This is a genomic window from Brucella sp. IR068, from assembly GCF_049065885.1.
GTDB lineage: Bacteria > Pseudomonadota > Alphaproteobacteria > Rhizobiales > Rhizobiaceae > Brucella > Brucella intermedia.
The window spans coordinates 297,970-323,629 of record NZ_JBAKHE010000002.1; the positions used below are offsets into that span (position 1 = coordinate 297,970).

The window sequence follows — 25,660 nt, forward strand, 5'->3', positions numbered from 1 at the left end:
CGGTGTTCTATTGAATCAAGTTGACGGACGTATCAATCAAGTCTCTAATTAAGCTTGTCTATGGTGATGTGCGGGGTTATCCTGCCTCAATATTGCATTCTGCCTTCGTTTTATTGCTCGACATCGATAACGCATCGAAATCTACGGGAACGCAGAGGTGGCAAGCATTCATGAGCAAGGGTTGGCATGCCGAGCTTGAACTGGGGTTCGAGCATAGTCATGAAGTGACGCGCCTGATGCGGCGCCGTCACGTTGGGCCGCTCGCGGTGCAGCAACCCTTCTATCCCGAAAAAGACGGAAGCGCACATGTCTATCTTCTTCATCCGCCCGGTGGTGTTGCGGGTGAGGATGTCCTTGATATTTCCTGTTTTCTGGGGCCGGGCTCCAAAGCCGTCCTGACGACGCCGGGCGCTACCAAGTTCTATCGCAGCGACCGGGGCCGCAGCATCCAGACCACGCGGATCAATGTGGGCGAGGGTGGCGTATGCGAATATCTCCCGCAGGAAACAATCGTTTTTGATGGCGCGAAGGCTTCCATAAGCACGCATGTCTCCCTGAGTGGAGACGCAGTTTATCTTGGGTGGGACATTGTCAGTCTCGGACGGCCCGCCTGTCGGGAGAATTTCGATGCGGGCGAGCTTCGCCAGAGGGTCGAAGTATTTCGGGACGGAAGGCCGATTTGGTTCGAGCAGTTTCGCCTTCAAGGTGCCGACCAGGCAATGAATGCGGCCTTTGCATTCTGCGCCAGGCCCATCGTCGCAACGATGGTTTATGCCGGTCCCGCGCATGAAAACACACTTCAGCGCATTCGCGAAGCACTCGGCGATGCAGGAAAAAATCTCTTTTCGGTATCGCAGCTCGAGCGGGTGATCGTCTGTCGCTATCTCGGTGGACGCATGTCGGAAGCCAAAGCACTGTTTCGCAAAGCCTGGGAAGTCATCCGCGAAACCGGATTGGGAAAACCGGCGGCTGCACCACGCATATGGGCAACATAATGACTTTGAGAGGGCCTACAAATGGAACTATTGCCACGTGAAAAGGACAAACTTCTGATTTTCACCGCAGCACTGGTTGCGGAACGACGAAGGGCCAGAGGGCTGAAACTCAATTATCCCGAAGTCGTGGCTTTCATCTCCGCCGAAATTCTGGAGGGAGCCCGCGACGGCAAGACGGTTGCGGAACTCATGTCCTACGGAGCCACCCTGCTCACCCGCGATGAGGTGATGGAGGGCGTGCCCGAAATGATCCATGACATTCAGGTGGAAGCCACCTTTCCGGACGGTACCAAGCTTGTGACCGTTCACAATCCAATTCCGTAGAACATCTCCCGCACTGCCGGGAACGTTTGGGCTTTTGCTTTAACGCGCATCTTGAAAATATCGGGATGCGCTTGAGGAGACGATCATGATACCGGGTGAATATTTCATCGAAGACGGGACGATCGAACTCAATGACGGTCGTGAAACCCGCGTCATCGCCGTGGCGAACACTGGCGACAGGCCGATACAGGTCGGGTCGCATTATCATTTCTACGAGACGAACGAGGCTCTTGACTTCGACCGGGAACGGGCGAGGGGCTTCCGCCTCAATATTCCGGCTGGGACCGCCGTGCGGTTCGAGCCCGGGCAGGACCGTGAAGTCGAACTGGTCGCGCTGGCTGGTGACCGCGAGGTCTACGGCTTCAATGCAAAAATCAACGGGAAGCTGTAGGAGGGGGAGATGGGGACCATCTCAAGACAAGCCTATGCAGAACTCTATGGCCCGACAAAGGGCGACCGTCTGCGGCTGGCCGATACGGAACTTATCATCGAGATCGAGGACGACCGCTGCATCTATGGCGAGGAAGTGACCTTCGGCGGCGGCAAGGTTATCCGCGATGGCATGGGGCAGGGACAGAGACCTGCTGCCGAAACAGCCGATCTCGTCATCACCAATGTCATCATCCTCGACTATTGGGGCATCATCAAAGCCGATGTCGGCATCAAGAACGGCCGTATTTCGGGGATCGGCAAGGCCGGAAATCCCGATATCCAGCCGGGCGTCGATATAGTCGTCGGTCCCGCCACAGATGTCATCGCGGGCGAGGGCAAGATCCTCACCGCCGGCGGGATAGACACGCATATTCACTTCATTGCGCCGCAGCAGGCCGAGGAAGCTCTGGCCAGCGGCACCACGACGCTCGTCGGCGGCGGAACGGGGCCGACGGTCGGCACGCTCGCAACCACGGTTACACCGGGGCCATGGGCCATCCACCGCATGTTGGAAGCCGTGGAGGCGCTCCCCATCAATGTGGGACTGCTGGGCAAAGGCAATGCCAGCAAGCCCGAACCCCTCCGCGAGCAGATAAGGGCCGGAGCTGTCGGCCTGAAGCTCCACGAGGACTGGGGAACGACGCCCGCCGCCATCGATAATTGCCTGAACGTGGCCGACGAGGAGGATATCCAGGTCGCCATCCATACGGATACGCTGAACGAAAGCGGGTTCGTCAAGGATACCTTTGCCGCGATGAAGGGCAGGACCATCCATAGTTTCCATACGGAAGGCGCCGGTGGCGGTCACGCGCCCGATATCATCACGGCGGCGGGCGAAGAAAACATCCTGCCGTCTTCAACAAATCCGACGCGTCCCTACACCATCAATACAGTCGACGAACATCTCGACATGCTGATGGTCTGTCACCACCTCAGCCCGAAAATTCCCGAGGACGTGGCTTTCGCTGAATCCCGTATCCGGCGTGAAACCATCGCGGCGGAAGACATTCTCCATGATCTGGGGGTCTTCTCGATGATGTCGTCGGATTCGCAGGCCATGGGCCGCATCGGGGAAACCACTCTGCGCTGCTGGCAGACGGCCCACAAGATGAAAGTGCAGCGCGGCCCGCTCGGCGAAGACAGCAGCCGGAATGATAATTTCCGCGCCAAGCGCTATGTCGCCAAATATACGATCAACCCGGCGATCACGCACGGTTTTGCGCATGAGATAGGCTCGATTGAAGTTGGAAAGCGGGCCGATCTCGTATTGTGGAGAACCGAATTCTTCGGCGTGAAGCCAAGCCTCGTCATGATCGGCGGCATGATTGCAACGGCCCCGATGGGCGATCCCAATGCATCGATCTCAACGCCGCAGCCGGTCCATTACCGGCCGATGTATGGGGTCCTGGGGCGCGCGCTCGGTTCCACCGGCGTGACTTTCGTGTCGAAATCGGCGCTGGATGACGGCATCGGCGAAAAGCTGAAGCTCAACAAGCAGCTCGTTGCCGTGAAGGGTATCCGGAATATCCGCAAGAAAGACATGATCCACAACGGGCTGACGCCCAAACTGGAGGTCGATCCGCAGAACTATCAGGTGCGGGTGGACGGTGAATTGATCACGTGTGAACCGGCTGACGTCCTGCCGATGGCACAACGCTATTTCCTGTTCTAGAGCGCCCTCGTGTCCCTCGGGACTACGCAAGGAAGCTCTACCTGTCGAAGCTGCGCATCGTGCTTCCGAAAATCGATTTCGATTTCGGGAGCCGATGCCGTAGCGGAGGAAATAGAGCATGTCTCCCGAAGGTGGAAACCGGTCTCGGGGTAAGGACATGCGTAGAAACAAACGGATGGAGCATTTCCGACGCTTCGATTGAACGGGGAAATGCTCTGGATCAATATAGAAGGGAATACGTCCATGCAGCTCAATGCAATGCGGGATCATCCTTCTCTGGGATTTATCGACTGGACGCTGCGCGGCATCGGGCAAGTGGTGTTCCAGAACAACCCGCTATCCGGATTGGTCATTCTGTTCGCCATTCTGGTGAACTCCTGGATTTACGCGCTTGTCTGCCTGCTCGGGGTTGTGTCCAGCACGCTGACGGCAATCATCCTCAAGGCTGACAAGGGCCTCATCCGCGACGGCCTGTTCGGGTTCAACGGCGTTCTGGTCGCCCTTGCGCTGGTCGCCTTCACCAGTGAGGATTTCCGCAGCGGCGCAGTGCCGTCGCCCGCCATGACGATTTATGTCATTTGTGCCGCTGCCTTGACCACCATGGCCTTCACCAGCATCGCCGCATTGTTGGGACCGCACAAGGTCGCGCCCCTGACAATGCCCTTCGTGCTGGTCGGCTGGCTGTTTCTGTTCGCCATTCTCAAGTTCGATGCCATAGATGCGGGGCCGATGGCGAAGCCGGTTTCACCGGAGCAGTTTTCCTACGCCATCCCCTATGACCTTCCGACCTGGTACATGGGGATCGGCACGGCCATCGGGCAGATATTCTTTCAGGATAACTGGATCACCGGCTACATCATGCTTGTCGGCATCGCCATCCACTCCCGGATAAGCGCCTTCATGGGCCTTCTGGGGGCGATAATAGGAGCGGTGATCGCCGCCACCTTCGGCGGTCCGGAAGGGGCCATTCGTGACGGGCTTTTCGGCTATAACGCGGCGTTGACGGCAATGGCGCTGGGCGGCTTCTTCCTTGTTTTCAACTGGAGCAGCTTCCTCTACGCCGTCTTCGGCGCCGTCGTGTCCACCTGGGTCTGGGCCTCGGTCGCGATATTCCTGAAACCGATTGGAATGCCGGTGCTGACCTCGACATTCGTGATCGTCACCTGGATCATGCTGATCGGCCAGTATGCTTTCAAGGCTCTGGTGCCGGTTGCTCCGGCGGATGCGACCACGGCGGAAGAAAATCTCAAACGATACAGGCAAACGCTCCGGTCACGACCGGAATAGGCGGCTGTATTGTGTTTCGTGCCAGGCGCTGGCCATGGCCAGCGCGGGTGCCGTGTTGCCGATTTCATCGTCATTCAGCGTGCGGGCCTTTTCGACGGCGCGCTCGATCTTCGCTGCGCCGGCGATAAGTATCCTCTGGCCTGCCGTATGACCGAGCGGCACGAGACGGATTGCGGTCATGATCTGGCTTTCAACCACGCTCCACATAAGGCCGCGCAGGGCATCGACGGGCGCGATATTCCAGTGACACGCTGCAATCGCAAAGGCCGCCGGATAGGTCGCGCGCTGGTCCGAAGCGAAGCTGCGGGCCCGCTCGACACCGAGTTCCGACAGCAATGTGAGCAGGGACTCGCCCATCCGGCGGTCCTCCAGTTCAAGTTCACTGCTTTCGCGGCTTGCTCCAAGCCAGTCGTTCAGACGATGGAATTCGGCCTCATTGTCCTGCATCAACGCCGAAACCATTCGCCAGAAAATAGCGCCGTCAAGCGCGGCGTAGCTATGTTCCAGAAGGCCGAATACCCATCCGGCACAGCTTTCCTCATTCGTGACCGTTCCCGAATGGACGGCCCATTCGAGGCCGCGTGAATAGGAAAAAGCACCAACGGGCTGGCTGGGACTGACCAGCCGCATGAGGTGCAGCATGGGCAGCGCCGGAGAATGCACGGGCATTTCCGGCACCGGCCCATCGTTTGGCATTTCAGGTTCAGTATTTCTCTTCGAATGATCCAGCAAGATGACGCTCACATCATCCTGCCATCAGGTAAAGTCCGCTGAGGGCCGCAAAGCCGCCAGCCACTCGCATTGCCATCTGCCCGCCGGATCCCTGCAGCGCGCGTCCGGCTGCAAGCCCTACGCCAATGCCCGCCGCGTGAAGCAATGCGGTCGCAAGCGCAAAACCGGCACCATAGGAAAGAAACGCAGCGCCGCCGATTTCTCCGCCATGCGCATAGCCATGGAAAAATGCGAAGAACCCGACGATAAGTGCAGCAGCCGGGGTCGATGCACGGAATGCCACGGCCACGAGAAGGCCGAGCACGATAACGGATGCGAGGATGACGGGTTCCACATAGGGGATCGGCACGCCGCTGAGAGCGGCTACGAAGCCCAGCAGCATGACGCCCACGAAACTCAACGGAACGGCGATGAGCGCGCGCCCGCCAAGCATGGAGGCCCAAAGACCGACGGCGACCATGGCAAGTATGTGATCGGCGCCGGACAGGGGATGAGTAAAGCCCGCCGCAAACGAACCGTGTTCGGCGGGGTTGAGATGCGCGAATGCGGGGCTTGCCATCACTGAAAACAGTGCGGCGGCAAGAAGAAATGTCCTTTTCATTTTCGCTTCCTTTCAACAACAATGATTATGCTTAGAAGGAACCAAACACAGACCCGAGCACGAAGACGACAGCGAGCGATATGATCACACCGACAATCACGGTCATGACCATGTCGAAATAGCTTGATGCGTGGGTCTGCTTGCTGATCTGCAGGAGCAGAAGCACCGTACCGTTATGAGGCAGAGCGTCCAGCGTGCCAGCGCTGAGCACGGTGAGGCGGTGCATGAGGTCGGGGCTTATCCCATACTGGATCGCAAGTCGCATATATTCATCGCCCAGCGCGTTGAGCGCTATGGCCATGCCGCCGGATGCGGTCCCGGTGAGAGCCGCGAGAGCATTCATGGCGACAATCAATGAGACGAGAGGACCGCCCGGCACCTCAAGCGCCGCATCCCGAACCACGGTAAAGGCGGGCATGGCGGCCACGACCGCACCAAAGCCGACGAGGCTTGCTATGGTGAGGATCGGCAGGACCGAGGAGTTGGCCCCGGCGTCGAGGCTTTCCCGGATTGCCCGCAGCCGGTTGAAATTGACCACCAACAACGTCACGATGGCCGCTGCCAGCGCAATAAGGACAGCCCACAAGCCGATCGAAGAACCGACGTCGATATTCCATGGCTCCTGCTCGAGATACGAGAAATCGACACGGGGCAGGATAATCAGCGCCATCAGGAAATTCACGACGATGACAACGAGCAAGGGCAGGAGAGCAAAGAAGAAGGGTGGCAGCGCGGCCGCGCGCGCTCCGTGTTCGAACTCGGCCGGGTCGAAGTCGCCCGAGAGGGTCGATTGTTCCCTGACTTTCTCTGTGATTTCGACATCGCCCGTGTCATCGACATAGTTTTCGCCCGCAGCCCGCGCCTTGGCTTCCGCGCGCTGCAGCCACCACATGCCGAAGACCAGCGTAATGATGGAGGCTATGATGCCCAGTCCCGGCGCCGCGAATGTCGTGGTTTCGAAATAGGGCATCGGAATGGCGTTGTTCGTGGAGGGCGTGCCCGGCATTGCCGACATGGTGAAGGTAAAGGCGCCAAGCCCGATGGCCGCAGGCATCAGGCGCGCCGGTATGTTGGCTGCCTTGAACATTTCCCGCGCCATGGGCACGAGAACGAAGAAGGCGACGAACACGCTGACGCCGCCATAGGTGACGACTGCCGATGCAAGCACGACGGAAAGCATCGTGCGCTTCACACCCAGTTTCTCCGTCAGATATCTTGCAATGGATGTAATGGAGCCGCTGTCATCCATCAGCTTTCCGAAAATGCCGCCAAGCAGGAAAAGCGGAAACCATCGGCTGACGAAGCTTGCCGTTCCGCCCATGAAATTCGATGTCCAGTTGGCCAGAAGGGGCTCGCCGGAGAGAAGCGCGACAAGCAGCGCCGCCACCGGCGAAAGCAGAATGACGCTCCAGCCGCGATAGGCAAACCACATGAGCAGGGCTAGTCCGAGTAGTATTCCAAGCAAACCCATGCAATCTGACCCCTCAGTCGATTTTGGAAAGAATGCGTCCGGAATTTTTCGATGAAACTACTTTAGATGAAATAATTCAAGCACTATAATAAAAATATGATATCGCACAGATGACAAGTCTTCCTAATCTGCACAAAGAATGCCTATACTGCCTCCTGTTCAGTTGAGCGGCCCTGCCTGCGCACAATCAGCTGTAATGCGGGTGTCTGGCGCAAGGGCGGACATCTCTGCTTCATGGGGCAATTGCCTGCCTGATCGCCCGAGACATAAAGGACCTGCATGACGGAAGTCGTCGCAATCCCGTCTATCATGATCAATCTCGGGCTGGCGCTTCTGCTCGGCTGCGTGATTGGTCTGGAGCGCCAGATCAAACAACGCCATTCCGGCCTTGTGACGCACGGCCTGGTGGCGCTGGGCGCTGCGGCCTATGCTTCGCTGCCCTATTCGCTCGGCCTTGGTAGCGACCTCCGAATGGGGTCGCAGGTTGTGACAGGCATCGGTTTTCTCGGCGCGGGGCTGATTATCAAGGACGGCGCGAGCATCAAGGGGCTGAGTACCGCAGCCACGGTCTGGAGCACTGGCGCGGTTGGCGTTCTGACCGGTTACGGGATGTGGCCGCTCGCCATCGAAACGGCCTTTTTCATCGTCTGCCTGAACATTTCGCTGCCAAGGATCGCGGTGCTCGTGAACCGCTATTCCTTCGTCGAACCCGAGAACGAGCAGTTTTATCTCGTGAAATTCCGGTGTCCTTCGGAAAGCGAAATTCCGGTGAGGGCGCTGCTGATCCAGACGCTCGATCTGAAGAAACTCCGCTTCCACGCGATCCGGAGCCATCACATCGAAGGAAGCAATGAGACCGAAATAGAGGCGACGCTGTTCGCGGGCAAGGAAGATGACCGGCTGGTCGAAGCGCTGGTAGCGCAGATGAGCCTGCGTTCCGGCATTACCTCAACGAGCTGGCTGAAACTGGAAGACGGCGATTGGTGATCCGCCCTCTGGTTTTATTGCAAGCGGACTATACTATTATATCGAAACATGCACATACTTTCACATTCGCAGTAACGTCCTCCTGTTGACATTGAGGGGTCCGCAATGGACATCCAGCAACTGCAATTAATGGAACGAAAGACAGTCGAACAGAGAAAATGGAAAGGTTTTCTCGGTATCGGCATTCTGCTTTTTGCGGGTGGAATACTCTGCCTGTTCTTGCCCGCAATCTCGGACTTTGCAGCCAGCACCATGTTCGGGCTGGTGCTGATGGCCATCGGCGTCGTCAAGATAATCCAGTCGCTCTGGATCAAGAGCTGGGCAGGTTTCGTCTGGCAGGAACTGTCCGGCGTGGTGGAGCTTATAGGCGGGATCATGATCTATCTGAACCCGCTCAAGGGCGCGCTCGCCATCACCCTGCTGATTGCAATCGTCGTGTTCGTCCATGGTTTCCTTCAACTGGCGCTGTCCTGGAAAATCAGGCCCGCAGGCGGCTGGTGGTGGTTTACCCTGTCCGGCCTCATTGCCTGGTCCGCCAGTGCGGCACTGGTGGCGAAATGGCCTTTGACGCGTGACCTGCCGTCCGGATCAATCGCTGGAATTGCGCTGATGATCGCGGGCGTTGCCTATATCGGAATAGCCCTGAGTACCCGAAATGCGTGAGTGATCGACCGATGCCGTCCCGGAGGGAGGACACGCAATTGAAGAAGTCTCTCGTTCGTCGTTCTGTTACCGCTGCCCTTGTAACGATGCTCTGGACCTTGCCGGTGCTGCCCGGTCTCGCCCAGCAGCCTCCGGTTGGGGGAGCGCCTCCCGTGGTCGTGCGCAAAGTGGAATTGGCGCCCGCAACCGCGCCGTTTCGTTTCAACGGGCAGGTGGAGGCGATTGAAGCGGTCGATATTCAGGCCCGGATCACGGGTTTCCTGAAGGAAAAGGCGTTTGAACAGGGATCGGCGGTCAAGGCAGGCGATCTCCTTTTCGAAATCGAGCCGGATCAGATGCAGGCGGCGGTCATGTCCGCGGAAGCACAGGTCGCGCGGGCGGAAGCCGCCCAGAATGCCGCCCGGCAAACACTCGCCCGAACGCGGACCCTCGCCAACCGGAATACCGTTTCGCAAGCCGCTCTCGATGATGCGCAGGCCGCGTTCGACATTGCCACGGCGGATGTGCGCAACGCCGAAGCCGCGCTCAACAATGCCCGGCTCAATCTCTCTTACACGCAGGTCAGATCGCCGATCGACGGGACGATAGGACGTTCGCTCTTCACAGTGGGCAATCTGGTCGGCCCGAGCATGGGGTCGCTTGCACGCATCGTGCAGCTTGATCCCGTGCGGGTTGTGTTTTCCATCCCGGACCGCGCGCTGATCGCCATTCGCCAGAAGGAAGCGGGAGGTGGCACGGTCAGCCCGGAAAGCTTCAAGGTGAGCCTGACGCTTGCCAATGGTACGCAATATGGCGAACGCGGGACCATCCAGTTCATCGACAATGAAGTGAGCGCGCAGACCGGCACAGTGGCGGTGCGGGCGCTGTTTGCCAATCCGAACCATATTCTGGTTCCGGGGCAGGTGGTTGCCGTCAATCTCATGGATGAAACGGCCGGTGAATTGCCGGTGGTCCCCATGGCGTCCGTGTTGCAGGACCGGCAGGGCAAATATGTCTACGTTCTCAACGAAGGAAACACGGTTTCCCGGCGACCCATCGTGACGGGCACACGCATCGACAATGGGTGGTCGGTCACGGATGGCCTCAAGGCCGGTGAAACGATTGTCGTCGAGGGCTTGCAGCGCATCGCAGACGGGCAGGCCGTATCTCCCCTTGACCCGATCCCCGGCAGTGCAGGGGTGGGGCAATGATTTCAGAGCTGTTCATCAGGCGAACCCGCCTCGCAATCGTCATCTCGATCATCATTTCCATCGCTGGTGCGATTGCGATCTTTTCATTGCCTATCCAGCAATATCCGCAGATCACGCCGCCGACGGTCAATGTATCGGCCTCCTATCCGGGCGCGAGCGCGGAAGTGATCGCCGATGTCGTCGGCGGACCGCTGGAAACGGCAATCAACGGTGTCGATGGCATGATGTATATGTCGTCCACCAGTTCCAATGCCGGGCAGTATTCGCTGTCCGTCACTTTTGAAGTGGGAACCGACCCTGAACTGGCGCAGATCAATGTCCAGAACCGCGCGCAGCTGGCGATCTCCCGTCTGCCCGCAGCGGTGGCACAGCAAGGCGTGTCGGTCCGGTCCCGCTCACCGGATTTCGTGTTGGGCATAGCGTTCTACTCACCGGACGACAGCCTGAACGCCCTTGAAATCACCAATTTCGCCACGACCACGATTGTCGATGCGCTGGCCCGCGTACCCGGCGTCGGCGAGGCGAATGTCGTGGGCGCGTCCGAATATTCGATGCGCGTCTGGCTCAATCCGCAGCGAATGGACGCGCTCGGCATAACGGTCGATGAGGTTTCGGCGGCGATCCAGCGCCAGAATATCCAGGCGACGCTCGGTCAGGCTGGCGCGCCGCCCATGCGCGTGGGGACCGAGCTTCAATATACGCTGGTAGCCGAGGGACGGCTTCGCGATACGGAGGAGTTTGGAAACATCGTCGTTCGTACCGGGGCCGACGGTGCGAAAGTGTTCCTGCGCGACATCGCGCGTCTGGAACTGGGCGCACGCAACTATGCTTCGAGAGCAAGTTTTGCCGGTCATGAATCGGCTATGCTGCAAATCAACCAGTCGCCCGGCGCCAATGCGATCCAGACCGCGACAGCCGTGGAGGCGGAGCTTGAACGCCTGTCATCGAGATTTCCGGCGGGGCTGCAATATCATGTCGTCTATGATGCGACACGGTTCGTCGAGGCGAGCCTGCAACTGACCACCCGAACATTGTTCGAGGCTTTCGTGATCGTGCTCGCGGTCACATTCATCTTCCTTCAGGACTGGCGGGCGACGCTGATCTCGGCGCTGGCCATACCGGTCTCCATGCTGGGTGCGGTGGCGGTGCTGTTTGCGGTCGGCTATTCGCTGAACATGATTTCGCTGCTGGCTCTCGTCCTTGCCATCGGGCTTGTGGTGGACGATGCAATCCTGGTCGTGGAAAACGTCAAGCATGTGCTGGAAGACGAGCCGGACATTCCGGTCATCGATGCGACGCGCAAGGCGATGCACCAGATCACCGGGCCGATTATTTCCACGACGCTCGTCCTGCTGGCGGTGGTCACGCCCACCGCTTTTCTGGAGGGCATCGGCGGACAGCTTTACAGGCAGTTCGCAGTCACGATCTCGTCGGCGCTGGTACTTTCCTCATTCGTGGCCCTGACGCTCAGTCCAGCGCTTGCGGCGTTTCTGCTCAGGCACGGCCAGCGCGGTTACCGCAGGGGTCCACTGGCGTGGTTCTCAAGCTCCATGGAAAAAACCCGCGAAGGCTACGGCAAGATCGTCGGCATTCTGGTGAAGCACTGGGTCATACCGGTTGCAGGCGTCGTCGCCTGTTTTGCACTGGCCTATTTCGTCTTTGTCAATCTTCCCGCAACCTTCCTGCCTGATGAAGATCAGGGCGCGCTCTTTGTCGACATACAGCTGCCGAGCGCGGCTTCGCTCGACCGCACGAACCTGATCGTCGAGAATGTGCGCAAGACGCTGAGCGAGACCGAAGGCGTTCAGGATGTCATAACGGTGGCGGGGTTCAGCATCCTGCAGTCAACGAGCACGCCCAATAGCGCCATGGCCGTTGCCGCGCTTACGCCATGGGCGGACCGCGAGACGAAGGCTTTGCAGCTCAACAGTATCGTCAACGGCCTGCGCGCTAAGTTCTCGCAGGTTCCGGGCGCAAATGTTGCCGTATTCGCGCCGCCCGCAATCGCGGGTATGGGAGCGGTTGGCGGTCTCGATTTCCGGCTGCAAGCCTTGCAGGGCCAGCCTCCGCAGGAGATCGCGCAGGTGGTTGCCTCCTTGCTGGGCTCCATCAATCAGCGTCCCGAAATCGCTGGTGCGGCAACCACTTTTAACGCGAATGTCCCGCAGATCTATGTCGATGTCGACCGTTCCCGCGCCGAAGCCCTTGGCCTCAGCGTATCGGATATATATGCGGCGATCGGTGCGAATTTCGGCTCGCGCTACGTCAATGATTTCACTCTGAACGGGCGCGTTTTCCAGGTCAACCTGCAGGCCGATTCCGACTTCCGCGCGCATAGCGAGGATATCCTCAAGCTTCACGTCCGCAACCGCAGCGGAGCCATGGTCCCGCTGCGAAGCGTTGTGTCGCTGACCACGGTTTTGGCGCCCTTCGTCATCACCCGATACAATCTTGCAGCTTCGGCGCAGGTCAACGCCGTAACCGCACCGGGTTCCAGCAGCGGGCAGGCCATGGCGGCGATGGAACAGGTCGCTTCGGAAGTCCTGCCGGAAGGCTATGGCTATGAATGGTCGGGACTATCCTTCCAGGAAAGAAGAAGCAGCGGTCAGGAGACGCTCATCTTCGCGCTTGCCTTCCTCTTTGCTTATCTCTTCCTTGTCGCCCAATACGAAAGCTGGGCCTTGCCGGCAGTCGTGATCCTGTCGCTGGGCGCCGCGCTTTTGGGGGCCGTCGCGGGTCTCACTTTCTTCGGGCTGCAGAACAGCCTCTATGTGCAGATCGCCATGGTGTTGCTGATCGGGCTTGCCGCAAAGAACGCCATCCTGATTGTGGAGTTCGCCAAGGAACAACGCGAGGCCGGTCTGACGGCGGGGGAGGCTGCCCGTGCCGGTGCCGAACAGCGTTTTCGTGCCGTCATGATGACAGCCGTTTCCTTTATCCTCGGCATTCTGCCCCTCATCCTGTCGTCGGGCGCAGGCGCTGGCGCGAGACAGGCTGTCGGCGTCACGATCTTTGGCGGGATGGTGGCCGCCACCAGTCTGGGATTGCTTCTCACCCCCGGTCTCTACTTCGTCATTCAGCGACTGGCCGAGCATCTGCCCGAGCGCCTGGGCGGGCGACCCGATGAGAAAAAGGATTCAGTTTCTGAAACCGTGCAAGAGTGAAATTTCCCACAGCTTCCGCTCCATTATTGCGATAGTGGGAACGCAACAGAAAACGAGAGCATGACCATGAAAGCCAGACAATTCTTGCAGATAGGGCTGATCGCAGCCAGTTTCGCCGTTCCCCAGGTCGCGAGCGCCGAGGGAAAGACCGAATCTGAAAGGAACCTGCAGGCTTTTCCGGCCGCGCCGTCCGGTTCCTACCGCTATGTCATCCATCTTCCGCCGCTTGAAAAGGAACAGGATGCGAAAGTGGAAATCATCGCGGGGCGCAACGCAACCGTGGACTGCAATATAAGCTGGTTCGGCGGAAGTCTGACCCCGAGTACCGTTGAAGGCTGGGGCTTCGACTATTTCACCCTCACGGCAAGCGACCGCATGTCCGGCACCCTGATGGCCTGCCCGGAAGACAGCAAGCGAACCGATTTCGTGCCGGTGCGCGGCGAGAACTTCATGCTCCGCTATAATAGCCGCCTCCCGATTGTCATCTATGCGAAGGACGGTTTCGAAATCCGCTATAGAATCTGGAAACCTTCGGAAGAAACCCACAATGCGGAGCGGGGATAGGCGTCGCGCTATCGAGTAAGTCGATCGACCCCGCTATCCCGTCATCACCCGGTAGATCGCGGGCAGAGCGAATGGCAGTTTCGACAGTCTGGCCACGAGCGCATAGTTTCTGCGGCCGAAAAGTGCGGGGAGATAGCTGCTGGCCTCGCGGTCGACCGTCACGGCAAAGACGTTGACGCCTCTGGCGCGCGCTTCTTGGACTGCCCTGCGGCTGTCCTCAAGGGCGAACCGGCCTTCATAATGATCGACATCGTTCGGCTTGCCGTCCGTCAGCACCAGCAGGAGCTTCTTGCGGTTGGGCTGTTCGGCAAGCTTTGCCGTAGAATGGCGGATGGCTGCTCCCATTCGCGTATAGAAGCCGGGTTTCAGCGCAGCAATCCGGTGTTCGACCGCCGGTCCGAAAGCTTCGTCAAAATCTTTCACTGTCTCGACCCGCACCCATGAACGGCGGCGCGAGGTGAAGGTCTGGATGGAACAGCGGTCGCCGCAGGCTGCAATGCCATTGGCCAGAACCAGAAGCGCCTCCTTTTCCACATCCAGCACGCGCCGATTGTCGATCCAGGCATCGGTGGATAGCGACACGTCCACCAGAATGGTGACCGCAAGGTCGTTGGCCTTGGGGCGGTTCATCAGGTGCACACGGTCGCTCCCCTGACCACCGGCGGCAAAGTCGCATCGCGAACGGACCACGGCATCAAGATCGAGATCATTGCCATCGAGCTGCGCCCGCATCAATTCGCGGCCCGGACGCAGGATTTCGAACTGGCGCCGCACGCGTCGTACAAGGCTCATTGCTTCATCATCGAGTTCCATTGGCACGTCACGAGCTTGCGCGGGGGTAGCCAGAACGTGGCAATGATCCTGAAGATAGCTTGCCTTGCGGTAGTCCCATTCCGGATAGGTCAGTCCGGCGGTGAGAGCCGTTCGGTCGATGGCTTCCGGCGGCAGGTCGAGGTCGAACCGGAAACGGGCAGCAGGTCTGCCCTTGCGCTCACCCAGTGTCAGATCGTCAAGCTCGTCGGCGGATTTGGCGTTCTGCTCGTCGCTATCGTCGGTTGGCCGGTCGACGCTCACCATTTCGGCCATGGCCAGGATTTTTTCGAAGCGGTTGAGAATGAACGGGCTTCTGTCGGCCAGTCTGGGGTCCTGCTTCTCGCGATTGGCGATCTGCCGTCCGGTTTCGACGCCTTCGACCTTGCTGCCGGGCACCGGCTGGTCGTCACTGTCGCGCGGGGCGGTTTCCTCGCGCCTTATCAATTCCGGCCATAGTGGGGCGGGCAGGGCAGGCAGATAGCTCGCGGGCGCGCAATGCGGAAAGATCGTGGGGAGGCTGTCGTCGGGCAGTCCCGCGCCCTGTTTCAGAAGTGCCAGAATCCGCTCTTCCACCTGTCGCTCCAGCCCATGGAGCGGGCGTTTGGGGCGTGCAGCCAGCACTGCTTCGCACAACCGCGCATAACGTTTCTGCAAGCCGGGAAATACCCGGCAAGTCTTCGCAACCGTTTCCGATGCGACAGCAAGTGATGCAAGATTGCGGCGCAGCGGATCGGTGGGAAGCTCGTTCACCTCAACCGGCATCACCGCCATGTAACCGGCAAGCCAGACGTAAAGATCGTAATTGAGCGTGCGGTCGGGAAAAAGCGCGATCTCTGGCGGCAGCATCAATGTCGCTTCATCCCGCAACGGCTGGCTGAGTTTTTCTTCACCCAGGGCCATTCGCTGCCGCAGGCCCAGCCTGTGCCCGGAGGTTCGCGCGCGGGCGGGGGCAATCTGCACGGCTACGTCGCCGCCAAAACCGCGAAAGCAGATAGCGAGCTTCTGGCGAATATCGCCAAGCTGCACGGCTTGCTCGGGATAATGCGGCCATGATCCCGTCTTGCCGATCAGGCGATGCCACGCCCGACCGACGGTTTCCTCCAGTTCCAGAAAATCCAGCATGGTGCGCCCGCCTATTTCAGCATTGCATCGGCAACTTCAATCAGCGCGGCCTTCACGTCCGGCTCGTCGGTTAGAGGCTCGATCATTGCGGCGCGCGCCGCTTCGCGTTGCGGCATGCCCGCCTCGATCAGCGTGGCGCAGTAGACCAGCAGGCGGGTCGAAACACCTTCTTCCAGATCGTGGCCTTTCAACCCGCGCAGCCGGTGAGCCAGCGCCACCAGCGGCGCGACCTTCTGTGCGGCAAGTCCGCTTTCTTCACTCACCACCGCGATTTCCTGCTCTTTCGGCAGAAAGTCGAACTCGATGGCAACGAAGCGCTGTCGCGTACTGGGCTTCAGGGATTTCAGCAGGTTCTGGTAACCCGGATTGTAGGATACGACGAGCATGAAGCGGTCGGGCGCTTCGAGCAGCTCCCCGGTGCGCTCCAATGGCAGAAGGCGGCGGTCATCGGTCAGCGGATGCAGGACCACGGCCACGTCCTTGCGCGCTTCGACGATCTCGTCGAGATAGCAGATGCCGCCTTCGCGCACGGCGCGGGTCAGCGGGCCGTCAACCCATATGGTGTCGCCGCCCTTCAGCAGATAACGCCCGGTCAGGTCGGCGGCTGCCAGATCGTCATGGCAGGAAACCGTCGAGAGCGGCAGGCCGAGCTTTGCGGCCATATGGCTTACAAACCGCGTCTTGCCGCAGCCGGTCGGACCTTTCAGAAGCAATGGCAGCTTGCGCGTCCATGCCATTTCAAAAAGCGCGCATTCATTGCCCGATGGGCTGTAGGCAGGGATTGAGACACCGGTATTGTCGATATTTCTGAGAATGGAGTTCATGGCCGTTTTCCTTTGCATCAGGCGGTGAAGCCCCGCCTGATGGCGGGGCCTGGCGTCGATCATTCGGCGGGCTGTACGAAGCCGGAGGTGTTTTCGCGACGTTCCTTGCCCGGAACCAGCACGGCCCAGATGAACATGAAGGCCGAGATCACCACCACGACGCCGGAGCCGAGGCGTATCCAGTAGAATACGGCCAGCTGATCCTGCACGGTCATGAATGCTTCTCCGAGCACGCGCTGAAGGTGGGTCTGGACGACGCCCGCAAAGGTCAGGGCGAACGTCATCACGGACATGGCCGTGCACATCGCCCAGAAGCTCACCATGGAGAGCATCTGGTTGTATGGCGCCCGTCCACGCAGTTCAGGGATCGCATAGGCCATCACCGCAAGGTTGAGCATGACGTAGGCGCCGAAGAAGGCGAGGTGTCCGTGGGCGGCGGTAAGCTGCGTGCCGTGGGTGTAATAGTTGACCGACGACAGCGTGTGCAGGAACCCCCACACACCCGCTCCGAAGAAGGCCATCACCGAACAGCCGATGGACCAGAGAAGAGCCGCACGGTTTGGATGTTTGCGACCGGCTTTCCATGTCATCACGAAGGTGAAGATGACCATGGTGAAGAACGGGGCGACTTCGAGCGTCGAGAACAGCGAACCGATCCACTGCCAGTAACCGGGCGCGCCGATCCAGTAATAATGGTGACCGGTGCCGAGAATGCCGGAAAACAGGGCCAGCCCGACAATGACATAGAGCCATTTTTCGACGACCTCGCGGTCGATGCCGTTGAGCTTGATCATCAGGAAGGCGAGGATCGACGCCATGATCAGTTCCCACACGCCTTCAACCCACAGATGGATGACGTACCACCAGTAGAGCTTGTCGAGCGCGAGATTGATCGGGTTGTAAAAGGCGAAGAGGAAGAAAAGGGCAAGGCCCCACAGGCCGAACAGAAGGATGTTTGTTACGGTCGTCTTGCGGCCCTTGAGCGCCGTCAGTGTGATGTTGAACAGGAAGATCAGGCAGACGACGACAATGCCGACCTTGATGATGAATGGCTGTTCGAGAAATTCCCGCCCCTCATGAATATGGAACAGGTAACCGACAACGGCGATGCCTGCGGCGACGAAGAAAAGCCAGAACTGGATGACGGCGAGCCTGGTGCTGTAAAGCTCGGTTTCGGTCTCTTCCGGCAGCAGATAATAAGTCGAACCCATGAAGCCCATCAGCAGCCAGACCACCAGCGCATTGGTGTGGATCATGCGGACGATGTTGAAGGGCAGCAGCTCGGAGAGCGTGTTGGGCAGGACATAGATCGTACCGGCGAGAACGCCGAATGCGACCTGCGCGATGAACAGTACGAGCGCTCCATAAAAATAGAGCATCGCAACCTTTTGGCTTTCATATTTCATAATGTGTAACTCCGTTCATCCCGCGCTCAGCCTGCCTCGTTGGGCGGCCAGTCCTGCGTCTTGATGCGGCTGGTCCATTCAAGGAAATCAGCCAGATCGTTGAGTTCCTGTTCGCTCAGGTTGAACTGGGGCATCTGGCGACGCCCTTCGATCCCGGTGGGTTGTGCCTGCATCCACGCTTTCATTGTCTCGCGTGCGCCTTCGGGGTCTTCTTCCCCGCCCCAGCGCTTCCAGACATTGCCGAGCTCGGGCGCGAAATAGGCGCCTTCACCCAGCAGCGTGTGGCAGTTGATGCAGGAGTTTTTCTCCCAGATGTGCTTGCCGCGGGCGACGGATGCCGTCAGCGTCGATTCATCCGTGGACGTCGTTTTCATGTAGTAGTGGCTGTGCGCCGTCAGCCCCACGAAGATCGCGAAAAAGAAAATAGACCCGCCGTAGAAGACGTTTCGAGCGCCGGTCTTGGTTAGGCGTTCTGCCATCCCTTCGTCCTTTCATTGGCCGGGGTCAAAGCCCGGCAAATTCCCCCGTCGATAATGTGGCTGGTCATTTCCCCTCGCCAGCATCACGGGACAGGACCGTTCTATCGGTCGGGCAAAAGCCTTCTTTGCGATTTGGCAAAGACTGGAGCGTTTCCAGAAAAGCGCAGAACGGGAGATGGAACAGTTGTTTACAAGAGGATGCGGACAAGAATGGAACGTCCGAGCGCAAGCGCCAGCAGGAGCGCAGGCCAGGCCAGCAAGGCAGGCCTCAAAAGGCCGTCCGTCCCGCGCATCTCCATGAAGTCGAGGATGACGAACCAGCCCTTCGCGAAGGCGAGGATCAGAACGATGACGACGGCTGCGAGCATTCCTGCGCTGGTGGCTGCGATGAATGCGCCGCTCAGGGCAAGGAGAACGAGGACAATGAATGTTCGGGTGAGCGAAGAAGCGCGATCGGACACTGTGGGCCTCAGGCAAGGTAAAGGACAGGAAACATCACCAGCCATACGAGGTCGATGGCGTGCCAGAGCGTCGTGATCAGCAGGACATTGGATCGTGTCGGCCGCCATGCGACCAGCGCCAGCACCACCGACCCGAACAGCACATGCATCAGGTGAAAGCCGGTCAGCAGAAAATAAAGCTCGAAGAAGGAGCCCGCGGCATCATCGCCCGCGAACTCGATTTCATGCGAATATTCCACGAGCTTGATCGCCACGAAAACGAGACCGAAAAATGCGGCATATAAAAGCGGACGGCGAGCCTTGCTCAAATCGTTGCGCCTGCGCACGGCAATTGCCGCCTGCCAGCCGCTCATCAAAAGCACGACGGTGTTGGTTGCGGCGAGGGCTGGGCTCAGATGCGAACGCAGCTGCGTCACGCCTTCCACGTCGATGATCGACATCACCATGAAAGCGGTCAGCAGGATTGCGAAGGCGGCAAGCTCGCTCCACACCAGGATCCAGAGCAGGAGATCGTCTTCGGGGCGATCCTCCGAACCCGTTGCAACTATGGTCAAATCTTCGGTTCCAGACATGGAACATGCCTAGCGCCCGCAATCGGGAGCTTCTTTGCGTTTTGGCAAAGAACAAACGCACTGACCGGGCCAGTGTATCGCCACCATAGCAAAGGAAACTTCAATGACGGACGCACAGATCGGGCTCATCGTCGCGACACCGGCGATCATCGGTTTTTCACTGGTTCTCTATCGTATGGGAGCCTTGCAGGGCGCGGGCACCCTGTCCGCCGTTGCGGCTTCCATCGTAATTGCCGCCGTCCTTTTCCTCGGTCAGTAGGCGAGGGAGACGGGAGCCACGAATGCGCTGCCCGTCGTCCCGAATCTCTTTGAAAAGAAATATCTTTAAATATTTGTTTTGATTGAATTTTGCTTGGATTTCGGCGGCTGTTTTCGCTCGATTTTCAGGCGTTTTCCGCCGCCTTATCGCTCGCCATCGGCCAGCCGCCTGATGCCCGACATATTGAGAACGGTCAGTTTCTGGCGTCCGCCGCGAACAAATCCCTGTCCTTCCCAGCCGGTGAGAATGCGCGACACCGTATGCAGCGTCGTCCCGGTCATTTCGGCGATATCCTGCTTCGTGATCGGGAAATCGATGCGGATACCGTCTTCCTCTTTCCGTCCGGCCTGACGCGCGAGGCGCAGAACCGTGTGCGCGACACGCCGCTCGACTTCTTCCGTCGACATTTCGCGGATGCGCGTATGGGCTTCTTCCAGTCGCTTGCCGATGGTCTGGATCGCATTCATCGCCAGACCGGGATTCTGCTCGACGAAATAGTCCCAAAGCTCGGTTGGCCAGGCGAGAACGATGCTCTCCGCCACGGCGACCGCCGTGCCGGGATAATCGCTTCTCTGCAAGGCGCGCGCAAAGCCGAAAAGGTCGCCCGGATGCACCATGCGGACGATGATCTGCTGTCCGTCCGGCGTCACCTGATTGACCTTCAATCGCCCGTGCAGGAGCAGATAGAACAGGACGGCATCGTCGCCCTGTTCAAAAATCGCCTCTCCGGGCAGAACGCGCTTTGTGGTTGCATATGAAACAAGCTTGTCGAGTTCGCCATCACTCATTTTGGCGAACAGGGACAGTTTCCTGACAAGTCCGCGATCTATCATGGACATTGCATTTTCTCACACTCCAAGACCCATGTTCACCTTAGCACAGCACAGCGGGCTTGGAATTGTTTTCGCAGCCGGGGACCGGGCATTCACAGCTCATGCACCTATGTTCTGGATACGCTTCCACACCACGGCATACCAGCGGTTGTCACGCACCAGCCTGAAACCGAGATTGTCGGGCGGGACGCCGACGCTGCATCCTCCGGTTTTCGGGTTGCGGATAAACGAGCTCATCGCCGCGCGGTGCTTGCCATTGACCACGTAAACCCCGCACGACGGCACTTCCGCAACCTGCTTGCCATAGGCATCGATATTGACGCGGCGGTGGCAGGTCTGCGTCCATTCCCACACATTGCCTGCAATGTCGGCTACTCCCAGTTCGTTGACGCCGAAGGCACCGGCGGGGCGTCGCGCGGGGCTTCTGTCCAGCTTGCGGGCGCTCTGTTTCTCATAATCCCTCAGCCAGCGGATTGCAGGATTGCTTGCGGCATCGTCCTCGATGCCAAGCGCATCGTCGGGAAAGCGCGACCCTGCGGCGAAAGCCCACTGCTCGTCCGTCGGCAGGTGCCAGTTTTCGCCGGTCTTGCGCGACAGCCAGTCGGCATAGGCCAGTGCATCATCGTAACTCACGCCGACGACCGGCGCCTCGGCAGCCGATGCATCGTGATTGTGCGGCAGGGCCTCGGCAGGCTGGCATGCGCCATCCTCCACACAAAGCTCGTAGTCGGCCGTGCCGACCTGATATTTCATGATCTCGAATGGCCGTGACAGCCTGCGCGTCGTCAACGGGGCATCGACGGGGTAATTGTTCTTCTGGAAGTCGCCATCGGCCCGATAGGTCATGGTGCGGGGCGTAATGACAACCGTTTCGGGACGCAGCGCGGATGCGCCCGGCAGCGATTGACCCGGACGTCCTACGGCGTCAACGACGAACAGCCCCGCCACAACTGCCAGCAGAACCGCCGGAACGGCCACCGCAAGCTCTCGCAGGCACTTCTTTCCTTTGCATTTGTTCATCGGATAACAGGGGACCGCATCCATCCGGGAGGCAGGCGGATGCAGCCCCGAGCCTTTCTTTGCAAAGCAACAGTTGGGGAAGATTTGCCAAAGGCGCTCCGGGAGGCGAAGCGCCTTCGTGCATTGGCCTTATGTGCCCGACGGGGCCAGAACCGATGTCATCAGGTCGTCGTTCCATTCACCCGTGACCTTGAAGTGGGCTGCTGCGCCAAGTTCAAAGGCCTCGATCAGGTTGTGGTTCACATAGGCATAGATGCCGGGCTGCTGGAACGTATAGAAAGCTGCTCCGGCTGCACCGCCCGGAATGAACCAGGTTTCCTGATCAACATCGGGCGGCGTGTTGAACTTGCCGGTCGACCAGACATAATCTCCGTGACCTCCGATGAGGTGCGGTCTGGTATCGCGATTGGCCTGCGAATGGACGATCAGGACCTTCTCGCCAACCGCCGCCGTCATCGCCTTGTCGCCCGTCAGTGCGCCGACCGCGCCGTTGAACACGACATGGGTCGGGGTGAGGGTGCGCATGACCTTGACGGTGTCTTCATATGCGTCGCCCGGCGCGTCATACTTCTTGAATTTCCCGTTCTCGTCACGCGGCACATAGAAATCCTGCTCCCCGACATAATAAATCTTGTCGTAGGTCAGGGCCTTGCCCTTGCCGTCATGCAATCCCTCGCGCGGCAGCACCATGATCGCGCCGTTCATGCCCGAGACGACATGCCAGGGAACCATTCCGGGAGGTGCGCAGTGATAGACGAAGACGCCGGGCTTGGTCGCCTTGAAGCGCAGGATGGTCTTTTCCCCCGGATTGATTTCCGTCAGCCCGCCGCCGCCAAGCGCACCCGTTGCGGCGTGGAAATCGATATTGTGCATCAGCGTGTTGGTTTCGGGGTTGATGAGCGTCAGCTCGACATAATCGTCCTGATGCACCACCATCAGCGGTCCCGGAACCGTGCCGTTGAATGCCATGGCGTGAACTTCGGTTCCCGCGTCATCGATGACGATCTTCTTTTCCTCGATCACCATGGTGAATTCAATCACCTTTGGGCCACCCTCGGCAACCTGGGTGTGGGCGTGCACGAAGGGAGGGTCCACCAACTCCACCTTCTGGCGCGGCAGCGCCGCAATCTCCGCAGCACTTGCCTTTCTCACCGCGCCCTGTCCCCAGGCCGATGTTGTTGCCAGCACCGGCGCAAGCGCCCCTGCGAGGGCGGCTCCCGCCAATATGCTGCGGCGGCTGATTTGCATCTGGTCGACCATCGATACTCTCCTTTACGATAGGACCGAGCATTTCCTGCTCTGTCATGCCGACTATAGAAAAGGCCGTGTGGATGGTCCTTGACTGCGATCAAGGTGATGCAGAAAATCGGGTAATATTAACCACACAATATCAATAGCTTATCTTCAGTTCTTGATTTATGTTCCGCCTTGTTTGCGCTGGCGCAAAGGCTTTTTGACAAAGGGTTCCGCCCAAAGAGAAACCAGCGAACAGTCTGGCGCCATTCGCTGGTTTCGATGAGGGGTTTGCGTGACCTTGGATTACTCGCCAAATCGGGCCTGTACTTCAGGCGCTGCCATCTCGGGCATCCACTCCGGTTCATAGGTCAGCTCGACATTCACCGCCCGAATGCCTTCGACAGATTCGACGCTGGCGCGCACGGCATCGGTCAGAAAACCGGCTGCGGGGCAACCGGGCGTCGTTGTCGTCATGCTGATATCGACCTTGCCGCCATCATCTATGTCGATGCTGTAGATCATGCCGAGATCGATCAGGTTGAAACCGAGTTCGGGATCGAGCACCAGACGCAGACTGTCGATGATCTGCTGCTCCAGCCGGGCATGGGCTATGTGCTGCATGGCATCTACCCCGGCTCTCCGACGCGGATCATGATGCGATAGGCATTGCCGGTTTCATCGAAATTGCCGACCCATGCATGGCCGCGTTTTTCAAGCTCGGGAAACAGGAACAAAGGCTCCCGGTGCAGGAGGGCGAACAGAACCGCACCGGCGGGCATATCCTCCACTTCGGCCAGAATGCGCACCATGGGTTCCGGCGGCTGCATGTCTGAGCAGTCGAGATAGCGCGATGGCTCCGGCCAGACATCCGGCGAAACGACGTTCTCGGAAAACTGCAACTCCGGCGCAGCATCCGCCGCCGGGCTGAAAAGCACCTGCCAGTCGCCGTTTTCCAGAGGCTCGGCCTTTGCCGAAAAGCCTTTCCGCTCCATGACGCTGAAAAGCGGTGCCGGTTTGAACGGCGCGATCAGCAGGAGGCCTTGTCCCGGCGCAAGGCCATCGACTGCTTCCATGATGGCGTTGAACGGTTCCACGCCGCCCTTGATCAGCGGGCGCACGTCCAGCACATGGTGTGCGATGTCCTGAACTGAGAGTGTCATTTCGATCTCCTGAAGATTGGTTCACCGGCATAGATCAGATGCGGCAGGGTTGCCCCTTTTGGCAGACGCAGGCCGTGCGGTACATCAAGAAGCCGCCGGGCGCGAAAGAATTGCACGGTCAATGCGAGTATGGCGGCGAGACTTAAGGCTACGGCAAGGCGAAACACGGTCGGATAACCGGCGATCAGGGCCAGCGTCGCGACAGCAACGCCGCTATAATAAAGAGCGAACCATTGGCGGGCGCGCCCCTCGCTGACCATATCCTGCACGCGCGGCGTCGGTGCGCGTCCCATCACTGGGCCATAACATTCGAGCCAGGTCAGGAAGGGTATGATCTTGTAGAGCTGGGCAAGGCTCAGGCCGGAGAGCCAGCCAAAGGTGAACAGATAGACCAGACCGGCAATCATCCGGTCGGAGACCTCTGTCCAGAAAAGGGCGATAGCCAGCAGCAGCGAAAGCCCCAGCGCGATGAAGGCCGGAATGCTGGCCGCGCTGTTCAGCTCAATCGTCTTGCGTTTGCGCTGCCGGTAGATCGCGCGGATATCGACGATATAAAGCGCGATGCAGGCAATGCCGGGAACGAGAGCCGCCGTGACGGCAATTTCGGTCGATCCCGTTTCCAGCGCTGCGATGACGATCCCGGCTGCAAGGATGGTCAGGGCGGCAGCGCCTTCCCACCATATGATTCTGGTTGTTTGCCGCACGGCGTCGGGCGACAGCATGAACATTGTCAAAAGCCTGTAGCTGACGCCCATGGCGGTAAAGGTCATCCAGCCGCCAAGACCAAGCGCGGCGTGAACCGGCAATGCCGATCCCGTAATATCGAGCAGGACGGCCTGCTCAGTAAAGCCGGACAGCGCGAAGGTGAAAATACTGCCAAGCAGTGCCGTTATCAGAAGACAACAGATGCCTGCCGCGACGAACCGCGCAGGCAGGGCGATCGGGCGGGCAAGCCAGAGCGTCATGCCCAATATTGCGAAAATGAGGGAAAATCCGCAGGTCAGCAACATGCCCGAGACCGGCAGCAGCCATGCCGGGCTTTCCGTCAGCCCCGCCATGCCCGCAAAGCCGACAAGCAGGCCGGAAAGGCCCGTCACCAGCAGAAGCAAGGCGGGGAGGCTTGCACCGCTTCCCCATAAGGGGCGGTTCACCAGAACCGGGACGAATTGCAGCAGTGCGCCGCTCATCAGCAGGGCCAGCCAGCCGATGGAAACGGCATGCACGACGATGAGCGTTTCGGCGGCGCGAATCCCATGAACCGGAAAGCCGAAACCACCCGCCATCAATCCAAGCCCGAAGACGAGGAAAGCCAGCGAAGCGGTAAAATAGGACAGGGTCCAACGGGAAAGCGTCGCGCCGATCATCTCAATTCGTCCCGGACATGGGTCTGCAA

At 59.3% G+C, this 25,660-nt stretch carries 26 protein-coding genes; 11 read left to right on the top strand and 15 right to left on the bottom strand.

Going from position 1 to position 25,660, the window contains the following annotated elements; translation table 11 throughout:
- Window positions 1–170 precede the first annotated feature (170 nt).
- From ACOWVS_RS04395 to ACOWVS_RS04415, 5 genes are all read left to right on the top strand, one after another.
- Window positions 171–995, top strand: coding sequence for an urease accessory protein UreD (locus ACOWVS_RS04395; RefSeq protein WP_006472832.1), 825 nt, complete (start codon window positions 171–173; stop codon window positions 993–995).
- 21 nt (window positions 996–1,016) lie between these two features.
- Window positions 1,017–1,319, top strand: a complete 303-nt coding sequence (gene ureA, locus ACOWVS_RS04400) for an urease subunit gamma (protein WP_006466548.1) — start codon at window positions 1,017–1,019, stop codon at window positions 1,317–1,319.
- Between the two features lie 85 nt (window positions 1,320–1,404).
- The gene (locus ACOWVS_RS04405) at window positions 1,405–1,710 is read left to right on the top strand and encodes an urease subunit beta (protein ID WP_006466549.1); all 306 of its coding nucleotides are present in this window, start codon (window positions 1,405–1,407) and stop codon (window positions 1,708–1,710) included.
- A 9-nt stretch (window positions 1,711–1,719) separates the two neighbouring features.
- A complete protein-coding gene (gene ureC / locus ACOWVS_RS04410) occupies window positions 1,720–3,423 on the top strand; it encodes an urease subunit alpha (RefSeq protein WP_075041650.1) in 1,704 nt (567 codons plus the stop codon).
- A gap of 243 nt (window positions 3,424–3,666) precedes the next feature.
- Entirely contained in the window at window positions 3,667–4,710 is a 1,044-nt protein-coding gene (locus tag ACOWVS_RS04415) for an urea transporter (RefSeq protein ID WP_006472833.1), read from the top strand.
- Here the strand turns inward: ACOWVS_RS04415 and ACOWVS_RS04420 are convergent.
- The 3 genes from ACOWVS_RS04420 to ACOWVS_RS04430 are packed head-to-tail and all read right to left on the bottom strand — an operon-like array spanning window position 4,696 to window position 7,514.
- Window positions 4,696–5,406: an urease accessory protein UreF gene (locus tag ACOWVS_RS04420; protein WP_235693779.1), complete on the bottom strand. Its 711-nt coding sequence runs from the start codon at window positions 5,404–5,406 to the stop codon at window positions 4,696–4,698. The genes ACOWVS_RS04415 and ACOWVS_RS04420 overlap by 15 nt on opposite strands.
- A gap of 49 nt (window positions 5,407–5,455) precedes the next feature.
- Window positions 5,456–6,043 (bottom strand): HupE/UreJ family protein, encoded by a 588-nt coding sequence (locus ACOWVS_RS04425; RefSeq protein ID WP_006466553.1) that lies wholly within the window; start codon window positions 6,041–6,043, stop codon window positions 5,456–5,458.
- A gap of 31 nt (window positions 6,044–6,074) precedes the next feature.
- Complete coding sequence (locus ACOWVS_RS04430) at window positions 6,075–7,514, bottom strand: GntP family permease (protein WP_075041651.1); 1,440 nt, start codon at window positions 7,512–7,514, stop codon at window positions 6,075–6,077.
- Between the two features lie 279 nt (window positions 7,515–7,793).
- Between ACOWVS_RS04430 and ACOWVS_RS04435 the strand changes: the two genes are divergently transcribed.
- From ACOWVS_RS04435 to eco, 5 genes are all read left to right on the top strand, one after another.
- Entirely contained in the window at window positions 7,794–8,501 is a 708-nt protein-coding gene (locus tag ACOWVS_RS04435; RefSeq protein WP_006466554.1) for an MgtC/SapB family protein, read from the top strand.
- Between the two features lie 129 nt (window positions 8,502–8,630).
- Entirely contained in the window at window positions 8,631–9,164 is a 534-nt protein-coding gene (locus tag ACOWVS_RS04440) for an HdeD family acid-resistance protein (protein WP_022568324.1), read from the top strand.
- 38 nt (window positions 9,165–9,202) lie between these two features.
- The gene (locus tag ACOWVS_RS04445) at window positions 9,203–10,354 is read left to right on the top strand and encodes an efflux RND transporter periplasmic adaptor subunit (protein WP_075041652.1); all 1,152 of its coding nucleotides are present in this window, start codon (window positions 9,203–9,205) and stop codon (window positions 10,352–10,354) included.
- Window positions 10,351–13,518: an efflux RND transporter permease subunit gene (locus tag ACOWVS_RS04450; protein WP_006466557.1), complete on the top strand. Its 3,168-nt coding sequence runs from the start codon at window positions 10,351–10,353 to the stop codon at window positions 13,516–13,518. Before ACOWVS_RS04445 ends, ACOWVS_RS04450 begins: the two co-directional genes overlap by 4 nt.
- A 66-nt stretch (window positions 13,519–13,584) precedes the next feature.
- A complete protein-coding gene (eco, locus tag ACOWVS_RS04455; protein WP_235691658.1) occupies window positions 13,585–14,082 on the top strand; it encodes a serine protease inhibitor ecotin in 498 nt (165 codons plus the stop codon).
- Window positions 14,083–14,115: 33 nt separating this feature from the next.
- Here the strand turns inward: eco and ACOWVS_RS04460 are convergent, their stop codons facing one another.
- The 6 genes from ACOWVS_RS04460 to ACOWVS_RS04485 all read right to left on the bottom strand — a co-directional run bounded on the left by ACOWVS_RS04460 (window position 14,116) and on the right by ACOWVS_RS04485 (window position 19,759).
- The gene (locus tag ACOWVS_RS04460) at window positions 14,116–16,017 is read right to left on the bottom strand and encodes a nitric oxide reductase activation protein NorD (protein ID WP_006466559.1); all 1,902 of its coding nucleotides are present in this window, start codon (window positions 16,015–16,017) and stop codon (window positions 14,116–14,118) included.
- 11 nt (window positions 16,018–16,028) lie between these two features.
- Window positions 16,029–16,841, bottom strand: coding sequence for a CbbQ/NirQ/NorQ/GpvN family protein (locus ACOWVS_RS04465; RefSeq protein ID WP_025091395.1), 813 nt, complete (start codon window positions 16,839–16,841; stop codon window positions 16,029–16,031).
- Window positions 16,842–16,900: 59 nt separating this feature from the next.
- Window positions 16,901–18,247 carry a nitric-oxide reductase large subunit gene (locus ACOWVS_RS04470; protein WP_006466560.1) on the bottom strand — a complete coding sequence of 449 codons (1,347 nt, stop codon included), beginning with the start codon at window positions 18,245–18,247 and terminating at the stop codon, window positions 16,901–16,903.
- Window positions 18,248–18,273: 26 nt separating this feature from the next.
- A complete protein-coding gene (locus ACOWVS_RS04475; protein WP_006466562.1) occupies window positions 18,274–18,726 on the bottom strand; it encodes a c-type cytochrome in 453 nt (150 codons plus the stop codon).
- A gap of 188 nt (window positions 18,727–18,914) precedes the next feature.
- On the bottom strand, window positions 18,915–19,187 hold the full coding sequence (locus ACOWVS_RS04480; protein WP_006466564.1) for a cytochrome C oxidase subunit IV family protein: 273 nt from the start codon (window positions 19,185–19,187) through the stop codon (window positions 18,915–18,917).
- Window positions 19,188–19,195: 8 nt separating this feature from the next.
- Window positions 19,196–19,759, bottom strand: a complete 564-nt coding sequence (locus ACOWVS_RS04485) for a cytochrome c oxidase subunit 3 family protein (RefSeq protein ID WP_006466565.1) — start codon at window positions 19,757–19,759, stop codon at window positions 19,196–19,198.
- A gap of 103 nt (window positions 19,760–19,862) precedes the next feature.
- On the opposite strand from ACOWVS_RS04485, the gene ACOWVS_RS04490 reads away from it, so the two are divergent.
- The gene (locus tag ACOWVS_RS04490; protein ID WP_006466567.1) at window positions 19,863–20,018 is read left to right on the top strand and encodes a hypothetical protein; all 156 of its coding nucleotides are present in this window, start codon (window positions 19,863–19,865) and stop codon (window positions 20,016–20,018) included.
- Between the two features lie 143 nt (window positions 20,019–20,161).
- On the opposite strand, the gene ACOWVS_RS04495 is transcribed toward ACOWVS_RS04490, so the two are convergent.
- The 6 genes from ACOWVS_RS04495 to ACOWVS_RS04520 all read right to left on the bottom strand — a co-directional run bounded on the left by ACOWVS_RS04495 (window position 20,162) and on the right by ACOWVS_RS04520 (window position 25,631).
- Entirely contained in the window at window positions 20,162–20,857 is a 696-nt protein-coding gene (locus ACOWVS_RS04495; protein WP_006466568.1) for a Crp/Fnr family transcriptional regulator, read from the bottom strand.
- Window positions 20,858–20,950: 93 nt separating this feature from the next.
- Window positions 20,951–21,871, bottom strand: a complete 921-nt coding sequence (locus ACOWVS_RS04500; protein ID WP_006471815.1) for an SUMF1/EgtB/PvdO family nonheme iron enzyme — start codon at window positions 21,869–21,871, stop codon at window positions 20,951–20,953.
- Window positions 21,872–22,000: 129 nt separating this feature from the next.
- Window positions 22,001–23,131 (bottom strand): copper-containing nitrite reductase, encoded by a 1,131-nt coding sequence (gene nirK / locus ACOWVS_RS04505; RefSeq protein ID WP_006466572.1) that lies wholly within the window; start codon window positions 23,129–23,131, stop codon window positions 22,001–22,003.
- A gap of 279 nt (window positions 23,132–23,410) precedes the next feature.
- Window positions 23,411–23,728, bottom strand: a complete 318-nt coding sequence (locus ACOWVS_RS04510) for a metal-sulfur cluster assembly factor (RefSeq protein ID WP_006466574.1) — start codon at window positions 23,726–23,728, stop codon at window positions 23,411–23,413.
- Window positions 23,729–23,733: 5 nt separating this feature from the next.
- On the bottom strand, window positions 23,734–24,267 hold the full coding sequence (locus ACOWVS_RS04515; protein ID WP_006466576.1) for a DUF2249 domain-containing protein: 534 nt from the start codon (window positions 24,265–24,267) through the stop codon (window positions 23,734–23,736).
- Window positions 24,264–25,631 (bottom strand): hypothetical protein, encoded by a 1,368-nt coding sequence (locus ACOWVS_RS04520; protein ID WP_006466578.1) that lies wholly within the window; start codon window positions 25,629–25,631, stop codon window positions 24,264–24,266. Before ACOWVS_RS04520 ends, ACOWVS_RS04515 begins: the two co-directional genes overlap by 4 nt.
- Between the last annotated feature and the right edge of the window lie 29 nt (window positions 25,632–25,660).